The following is a 793-nucleotide window of genomic DNA, read 5'->3' as shown; positions in this document are numbered from 1 at the left end:
GGAGCCACAGGTGCAACGGGTCTTACTGGGGTCACCGGTACGACAGGTGCAACAGGAACAGGAACAACAGGAGCGACAGGTGAAACGGGCTTAACTGGGGTAACTGGAGTGACAGGGGCAACGGGAACAGGAACAACGGGAGCTACTGGTACGACGGGATCTACGGGTGTAACCGGTCTGGCAGGTGCCACCGGAACGGGAACGACCGGCGCCACTGGTGCAACAGGGCTTACTGGGGTAACCGGTACGACAGGAGCCACCGGAACCGGGACAACTGGAGCCACTGGTACAACGGGACTTACTGGAGTAACAGGTGTGACAGGTGCCACCGGAATAGGAACAACCGGAGCCACGGGTGCAACGGGTCTTACTGGAGTAACTGGTGCAACAGGCGCAACCGGAACAGGAGCAACTGGAGCCACAGGTGCAACGGGAACCGGAATAACTGGAGCCACAGGCGCAACGGGTCTTACTGGAGTAACTGGAGCCACGGGAGCGACAGGATTTACTGGCGTGACAGGGGTAACGGGAACAACAGGAACCACCGGCGCCACAGGATCTACTGGGGTAACAGGTGTGACAGGTGCCACCGGAACTGGAACAACCGGAGCTACTGGTGCAACGGGGCTTACTGGAGTAGCTGGAGCCACGGGAGCGACAGGATTTACTGGCGTGACAGGTGCAACGGGCTTAACTGGGGTAACAGGTGCGACAGGGGCAACGGGAACGGGAACAACCGGAGCCACCGGTGCAACGGGACTTACTGGAGCCACAGGCGCGACTGGTTCAACGG

General features: G+C 60.2%; 1 protein-coding gene. It reads left to right on the top strand.

Going from position 1 to position 793, the window contains the following annotated elements:
* On the top strand, positions 1 to 793 hold a 793-nt coding region (locus tag A6049_RS32280), incomplete at both ends, for a hypothetical protein (RefSeq protein WP_205412071.1).

The organism is Paenibacillus sp. O199, assembly GCF_001636635.1.
GTDB classification, from domain to species: Bacteria; Bacillota; Bacilli; order Paenibacillales; family Paenibacillaceae; genus Paenibacillus; species Paenibacillus marchantiae.
The sequence above is the reverse complement of the archived record's forward strand: the minus strand, read 5'-3'. Positions and strand labels throughout refer to the sequence as shown.